Below are 6,369 nucleotides of genomic sequence, written 5' to 3' on the forward strand. Positions count from 1 at the left end.
CCCGAATCGGAGGCGGTCGTGCAGTCCGCCCCCGGTTTGGTCCTGTGCTCGCCCTGTCGGCTCGCTGCGCCACCGACGGTGAGCAGACCCCAGACCGAGCAGGACCCCGGGCGACACTCCTGATCCGGCACCGACTGGCCTGACCCGGGACCGACTGGGAGGCGACGTGATGCCGCGTCGCTACGCGGACGGATTCACCAGGTTCGGCGCGATCTCCACCAGGCGCTCGTTCGTGCTCGGCGAGACTTTGTCGATGCGAAGGTCGTCTTGTTGCGTGTCGACCTGCGCAGAGCATCTCCCGTCCGTACGGATGTACGTACATTTGTTGTACAGTGGCCCCGAGGGCCAGCAGTCGGCGGCTCGAATTCGGATTCCGACACAGATCGACAGGAGGGCCTTTGATGGTTGAACCCGATCGCAGTGCCGCGCTCGACCGCTCCAGTGCGATGCCGCTGTGGGCGCAACTGCATGCTGATCTGGTCCGCCGAATCGGTGACGACGAATTCGCCGGCTCCGAGTTCCCGGGCGAGCATGCGTTGACGACGAGCTACGGGGTGAGCCGTCACACCACCCGCGAGGCCCTGCGGCACCTGCGGAACGAAGGAATCTTGATTGCAGAGCGTGGCCGGCCTTCTCGGTTGGCGGCTCCGCCGGTGATCGAGCAGCCACTCGGTGCGCTCTACAGTCTCTTCGCTGCGGTGGAAGCCACGGGTGTTGCTCAGCACAGCGTGGTGCGTGTACTCGAACTGCGGACCGACCCCGCGGTGGCCGCTACCCTGCGGGTCGGTCCCAAGGCGCCGCTGCTCTACCTAGAGCGCATCCGTATGGCAGGGACCATGCCGTTGGCGCTCGACCGTGCCTGGTTGCCGGGGGATCTGGCACGCGACCTCCTGGATGCGGACTTCACTCACACGGCTCTCTACATCGAGCTCGAGAAGCGTTGCGGCATCCGCCTGACCGGTGGCCGCGAGGACGTCACTGCCGTCGTCCCGGATCCGGAGGATGCGGCAGCACTCGAACTCGATTCGAAGACCTCCGCGCTGTCGATCCGCCGTTCGGGTTGCATGAATTCCCGGCCGGTGGAGTTGCGGCACACAGTGATTCGAGGAGATCGGTTCACCGTCTCGGCCACGTTCTCACCGAGCGACGGCTATCGCTTCGTGCCGGCCACGCCGCTGCACGCCCTGTAAGCACCCACTGATCCAAGGAGCGTTCTTCATGACTGGAGCACCACCGGAAGCCGATCCGGCCGCCGCACACGCTTTGATCGCCGAATCGGGAGCCATCCTGATCGATGTCCGCGAGGACGACGAATGGGCAGCCGGCCACGCCCCGGACGCCGTCCATGTACGCCTCGGCGATCTCGATCCTGCTGCCTATCCTCCCGAGCAGAAATTGGTCGTGGTGTGCCGCTCGGGCGCTCGGTCGAGCAAAGCTGTCGCGGCCCTCACCGATGCCGATCGCACGGCGCACAATCTGTCGGGCGGTATGATGGCGTGGCACGAAGACGGCCGCCCTGTGGTCCGTGATGACGGCACGCCCGGCTCAGTAATTTGACATGGTCGCCATCCTCGCGATCGCAGTCGCCGCAGGGATTCTCATCGGGCTTTCCCTCGGCGCGCTCGGTGGTGGGGGATCGATACTGACTGTTCCTGCTCTGGTGTACCTCCTGGCGGTTGAACCGCAATCGGCAACGAGCGCCTCGCTGATCATTGTCGGAATCACCTCGATCATCGCGGCCATCAGCCATGCGCGAGCACGGCACGTTCGGTGGCGGGCAGCGGCAGTGTTCGGACTTCTGGGCGCGGGCACCGCCTTCGGTGGGTCGATCCTCAACCGATCGGTCGACCCGCAGATTTTGCTGCTCGCATTCGCGGCTCTGATGATCGTCGCCGCCGGTGCGATGCTGCGCCGCACCCGGCGAGGACACGATGCCGACCTACCGACGCCGAACCCGGTCGAGACCGCGGAAACACGGTCGAGCGCCGTCGCGGTCGCCGCCAAGCCCACGAAAGTGAAGATCACTACTTCGCAGGTGGTCAAGCTGGTCGCCTCCGCGCTCGTCGTCGGCTGCCTCACCGGGTTTCTGGGAGTGGGCGGCGGATTCCTCATCGTCCCCGCCCTGGTTCTGGCACTGGGCTATTCGATGCCCGTCGCGGTCGGAACGTCACTGGTGATCATCTCCATCACCAGCGCGGGAGCCTTCACCGAACGCCTCGGCACGGGTGCCACCATCCCGTGGGAGATCGTCGTACCGTTCACTTTCGCGGCAATTACAGGCTCGTTCGCAGGAAAAGTCATCAGCGACAGAGTTTCTGCCACCACACTCACCCGTAGCTTCGCAGCCCTGTTATTCGTCGTAGCCGTCTACGTCACCGTCCAGGCATCCATGGCCCTGTAACGCACATCGTTGTGCATCACAGAGCCTATTTCTGCGCATGCAAATGCGTGACGTGTGTGGTCTCGGGACATACCTAACTGATCGTCACCGGGACATCGTTAACGGTCTCGGGGTCGGGTGGGCGTTGAAGTTTCGGATCGGTTTGGTGGTGGTTCCGGCGTGCAGTGAGAGTTTTGTGGGGCCGTCGAGAACTCGGAAATGGTGATCCTCGACGACCACGGTGAGGATGGTTCCGGCGTGTGTGCGGCCGACGGGCAATCTCTGGCCGTCGACCATGACGACACCGTCTATCGGCACTTTCCGGTGCACGCGTTGGGGGCCCGAGGGCGGCGGGAGGAGCGTCGTTGCTCGACGCACGCGGGTCAGTTGGCGGTTATCGTTGCTGATCAACGGATTCGGCAAGGTCTTGATCACATGGTTACCGGCGATGGCGTGGATGAGACCGCCCTCGATTCTGAGGGTGATGCGGGTTCCGGCGGTGTCCGGACCCAATGCGAGCTGATGGCCGAGCAGGGTGATCAGTCCATCGCGGGTGGCGGTGCGATCGACCTCGATCGGTGCCGCAGTGCGCAAGCGGGCACTCGGATCGAACGCGGGCAGTGCCGGCGCAGTCTGCCCTGCACGTGCGCCGCGCATGGTCAACCGGTCGAGGTCGGCGCTCGTCAGCTGGGAGGCACACCGTGGGGCGTGTCAGATGGTTTGTGTAAGAACGGACTGACACGGATGGAGCATCATCGTGACCATGACTGTGGACGGCAATCATGCAGATGACACGAACGATCGGGCTGAGCTCAGCGCCTTCGACGCCTTGAAGGCCTCGGGTGCCCTCGACGAGGTGATGGCCAAGATCGACACGGGCCAGCTGCAGATCACCGGGCAGGGCGGGTTCCTGCAGGAGATGGTCAAGGCGGTTCTCGAGCGCGGACTGCAGACCGAACTCACCGAGCACCTCGGATACGACAAGGGCGACCTTGCCGGCCGTCTACTTCCCAACGCTCGCAACGGTTTCAGCAGCAAGACCGTGTCGAGCGAAGTCGGCGATGTGCCGTTGGCAATCCCCCGCGACCGCGACGGCACGTTCGTTCCAACCCTGGTCCCGCGTGGTGCGCGCAGGATCGGTGGGCTCGATGACATGATCGTCGCGCTCTACGCCGGCGGCATGCCAGTGCGCGACATCGAGCATCATCTTGCCTCGACCATCGGTACCGAAATTTCCCGCGAGACCATTTCCAAGATTACCGACTCGGTCCTCGAGGAAGTCCTCGAATGGCAGCGCCGGCCACTCGATCCGATCTATCCGATCCTCTATCTCGATGCGATCGTGGTCAAAATCAGGTCCGGTCAGCAGGTCACCAACAGGGCTGCGCACATCGCCGTCGGTGTCGACCTCGACGGCATCAAACACGTGTTGGGGATCTGGGTTCAAGAACACGAAGGGGCGAAGTTCTGGGCCGGGATCTGCGCTGAGCTGGCAAATCGTGGCGTCAGAGACGTCCTGATCGCCTGCACGGACGGCCTCACTGGATTCGGCGACGCCATCGAAGCGACGTGGCCGCACACCGTCGTGCAGACGTGCACCGTCCACCTGATCCGCGCGTCGATGCGGTTCGTGGCCTACGGCGACCGCAAAGCGGTGGCGTCGTCGCTCCGGTCGATCTACACCGCACCCACCGTCGATGCGGCCCAAGCTGCACTCGACGACTTCAAATCCTCGCAGTGGGGTGTCAAGTATCCGACAGCGGTGCGGACGTGGGAGAGCGCGTGGGAGCGGTTCATCCCGTTCCTGGCTTTCCCACCGGCGCTCCGGAAGATCATCTACACCACCAATGCCATCGAATCGCTCAACTATCAACTTCGCAAGATCATCAAAAACCGCGGACACTTCCCCAATGATCAAGCGGCAGTGAAGCTTCTGTGGCTCGCGATCTGCAGCATCGAGGACAAGCGCGCCCGGGAGAGAGACCGCCTGAGCAAAGATCGACTCGCACCCCGCACCGGCAGGGAGGTCAACAGACTGATCGAAGGATCTCTGACGACCGGTTGGAAACAAGCGCTCGGCGCGCTCGTGATCAACTATCCGGACAGACTCGACCCTTATCTCACCTGAAAGCAAATTCGCTCACAGATAACTTGACAAGCTCCAACCGTGGTGACCACCAAACCGTCGATCACGGCGTGGATGCTGGCGAGGTCGGCCCACAGGGTTACCATGCGTCCGGCGAACCCCTTCCCGATCCACACTTGCTGTGCACCGACCAGATCGACGACGCCCGCCGCCGGTATGCGTAGGTCGATCTCGTAACCGCCGGCCATCCCTGATCGCGCCGAATATGGTTGTACGACAACAGACGCGGCAGACGCGGCAGGGGCGGCCGGCGTCGCACTTCGATACCGTCTGGGTCCCCGCAGAATACCACTTCGCGCTCCGTGACGGCCGCGGAGTCGGATTCACCTACATCGAGGGTGACATCGTCCGCGGAACCTCACGTCTGTGACCACCCGCCCCCGTGCCTGACCGCACCGGGGTACCCGCCCCACCGCACCGACTGGAAGGAACGCCCCTCGTCTACGACCGATCTCGACGAGCGCCCGTGGACCCGGCCGTGGGTTCCCATTCCGGGCACCGCGACGAAGTCCTCGACAGGCGGAAGCTGGCATCAACGACGGGCCGGCGTTGGCGAGCGCGGATCTCGGTTTGGCGATCGGCGCGGGCACCGATGTCGCCATCGGTCCGGGGACATCATAGTCGTCCGCGACGACCTCGGCGATGTGGTCGATTCGTTGGGGCTGGCCAAGGCCATACTGGCGACCATCAAGGGAAACATGGTGTGGGCGTTCGGGTACAACATCGCTGCCATCCGCATAGCGGCCGCAGGTCTGCTCAACCCGCTCCTCGCGGGCGCTGCCATGGCGTTCTCGTCGTTCTTCGTCGTATCGAACAGCCTCCGGCTGCGTCGGTACCCCGCTACATCCTGACGACCCGGGAGGGATACCTCGGCGAACAGTGAACTGGTGTCGCCGCGTCAGCGAACGTGAAGTGATCGCGCTGTGCGTGGCCGCGCCGCACGACCGGCCCGGCCACGCACTCCTGCGCAGCACGCCCGGTCAGCCACCGGGCGGATTCGTACCGACGTCATCGCCGCGGTACCTACAGTCAGTCGCATCCGCGGGTGCCGAAGTTCCCGCGTCGATCCGGGAACTTTCTCCGCCCGCGGTGCGACTGGTGGTCGACCGGTCATGAGCTGCGCCGACACAGGACGCGGCCGACGGATGCGGCCGATACCGCAGTTCACGGGAGGGTTCGAAGTGCACGACGATCTTCGCCACTATCGGCCCATGTTCGAGGCCATCGAACGACGAGTGCTGGCGACGGTAGAGATGGCTGCCCACGAGCGCCTGCGTGCGGCTACAGTGATCGCCGTAGCAGGGCTGGGTCTGTGCCTGGGCCAGTCGGGCGAGGCAACGGGCTGGGCAACATTGCTCAACAATGCAGCGGCGCAGGCGGAATCGACCAGCATCGTCGCTGTCATTGCCGCCCATGCCGGTGTGATCTTCTGTCTGATCTGCTCAGCCGCCGCACTCCATACCCGAATGATCCATCTGATCGTTCTCGCCGCCGCAGGATGCGCCAGCACTTCGGTCCTGGCGATGTTGTCCATCTGGACACGCCAGTCCGCTCACGACAGTTCAACTCTCGCCGGCCCCGGCCCTGGCGCGCTGATCGGGCTGCTCACCGCCGTGGTTCTCACCGGGCTGTGGACACGACTGGCCCTTCGCCCGGAGCGTCGCGTCTTCACGTACTGATCGAGCCACCATTCCGCCGAACCGACAGAAGGATCGATCCCGTTCGGCGGCTTCCCTTGGGGCCGCATCGCATTCGGTCAATCCGACGGGCCGCTGCTGCCTCTGGCTGCGGTGATCGGCGCGCCGGGGTTGTCGTTCGTCGTGGTGCTGATCGGGTCCGCTCT

Annotated in this window: 7 protein-coding genes and 2 pseudogenes; 8 read left to right on the forward strand and 1 reads right to left on the reverse strand. The window is 64.4% G+C overall.

Annotated features, from left to right (window positions below):
* The first annotated feature begins 401 nt into the window (after positions 1-401).
* The 3 genes from MTX35_RS24995 to MTX35_RS25005 are packed head-to-tail and all read left to right on the forward strand — an operon-like array spanning position 402 to position 2,401.
* Positions 402-1,190, forward strand: coding sequence for a GntR family transcriptional regulator (locus MTX35_RS24995; RefSeq protein ID WP_008720425.1), 789 nt, complete (start codon positions 402-404; stop codon positions 1,188-1,190).
* Between the two features lie 28 nt (positions 1,191-1,218).
* Positions 1,219-1,557 carry a rhodanese-like domain-containing protein gene (locus MTX35_RS25000; RefSeq protein WP_008720426.1) on the forward strand — a complete coding sequence of 113 codons (339 nt, stop codon included), beginning with the start codon at positions 1,219-1,221 and terminating at the stop codon, positions 1,555-1,557.
* Position 1,558: 1 nt separating this feature from the next.
* Positions 1,559-2,401, forward strand: a complete 843-nt coding sequence (locus MTX35_RS25005) for a sulfite exporter TauE/SafE family protein (protein WP_008720427.1) — start codon at positions 1,559-1,561, stop codon at positions 2,399-2,401.
* Positions 2,402-2,485: 84 nt separating this feature from the next.
* Here MTX35_RS25005 and MTX35_RS25010 read toward each other — a convergent pair whose 3' ends face one another.
* Positions 2,486-3,037 carry a hypothetical protein gene (locus MTX35_RS25010; protein ID WP_008720428.1) on the reverse strand — a complete coding sequence of 184 codons (552 nt, stop codon included), beginning with the start codon at positions 3,035-3,037 and terminating at the stop codon, positions 2,486-2,488.
* Positions 3,038-3,143: 106 nt separating this feature from the next.
* On the opposite strand from MTX35_RS25010, the gene MTX35_RS25015 reads away from it, so the two are divergent.
* From MTX35_RS25015 to MTX35_RS25035, 5 genes and pseudogenes are all read left to right on the forward strand, one after another.
* Positions 3,144-4,508 (forward strand): IS256 family transposase, encoded by a 1,365-nt coding sequence (locus tag MTX35_RS25015; RefSeq protein ID WP_032373346.1) that lies wholly within the window; start codon positions 3,144-3,146, stop codon positions 4,506-4,508.
* A gap of 223 nt (positions 4,509-4,731) precedes the next feature.
* Positions 4,732-4,896, forward strand: a complete 165-nt coding sequence (locus MTX35_RS25020) for a hypothetical protein (RefSeq protein WP_155288693.1) — start codon at positions 4,732-4,734, stop codon at positions 4,894-4,896.
* A gap of 158 nt (positions 4,897-5,054) precedes the next feature.
* Positions 5,055-5,377: pseudogene (locus MTX35_RS25025) on the forward strand (cation-transporting P-type ATPase); the annotation flags it as partial.
* 360 nt (positions 5,378-5,737) lie between these two features.
* Positions 5,738-6,205, forward strand: a complete 468-nt coding sequence (locus MTX35_RS25030; RefSeq protein WP_051048272.1) for a hypothetical protein — start codon at positions 5,738-5,740, stop codon at positions 6,203-6,205.
* A 36-nt stretch (positions 6,206-6,241) separates the two neighbouring features.
* Positions 6,242-6,369 (forward strand): annotated as a pseudogene (locus MTX35_RS25035) (hypothetical protein); the annotation flags it as partial.

Source organism: Rhodococcus sp. ARC_M12 (assembly GCF_022810385.1).
Taxonomy (GTDB): Bacteria; Actinomycetota; Actinomycetes; order Mycobacteriales; family Mycobacteriaceae; genus Rhodococcoides; species Rhodococcoides navarretei.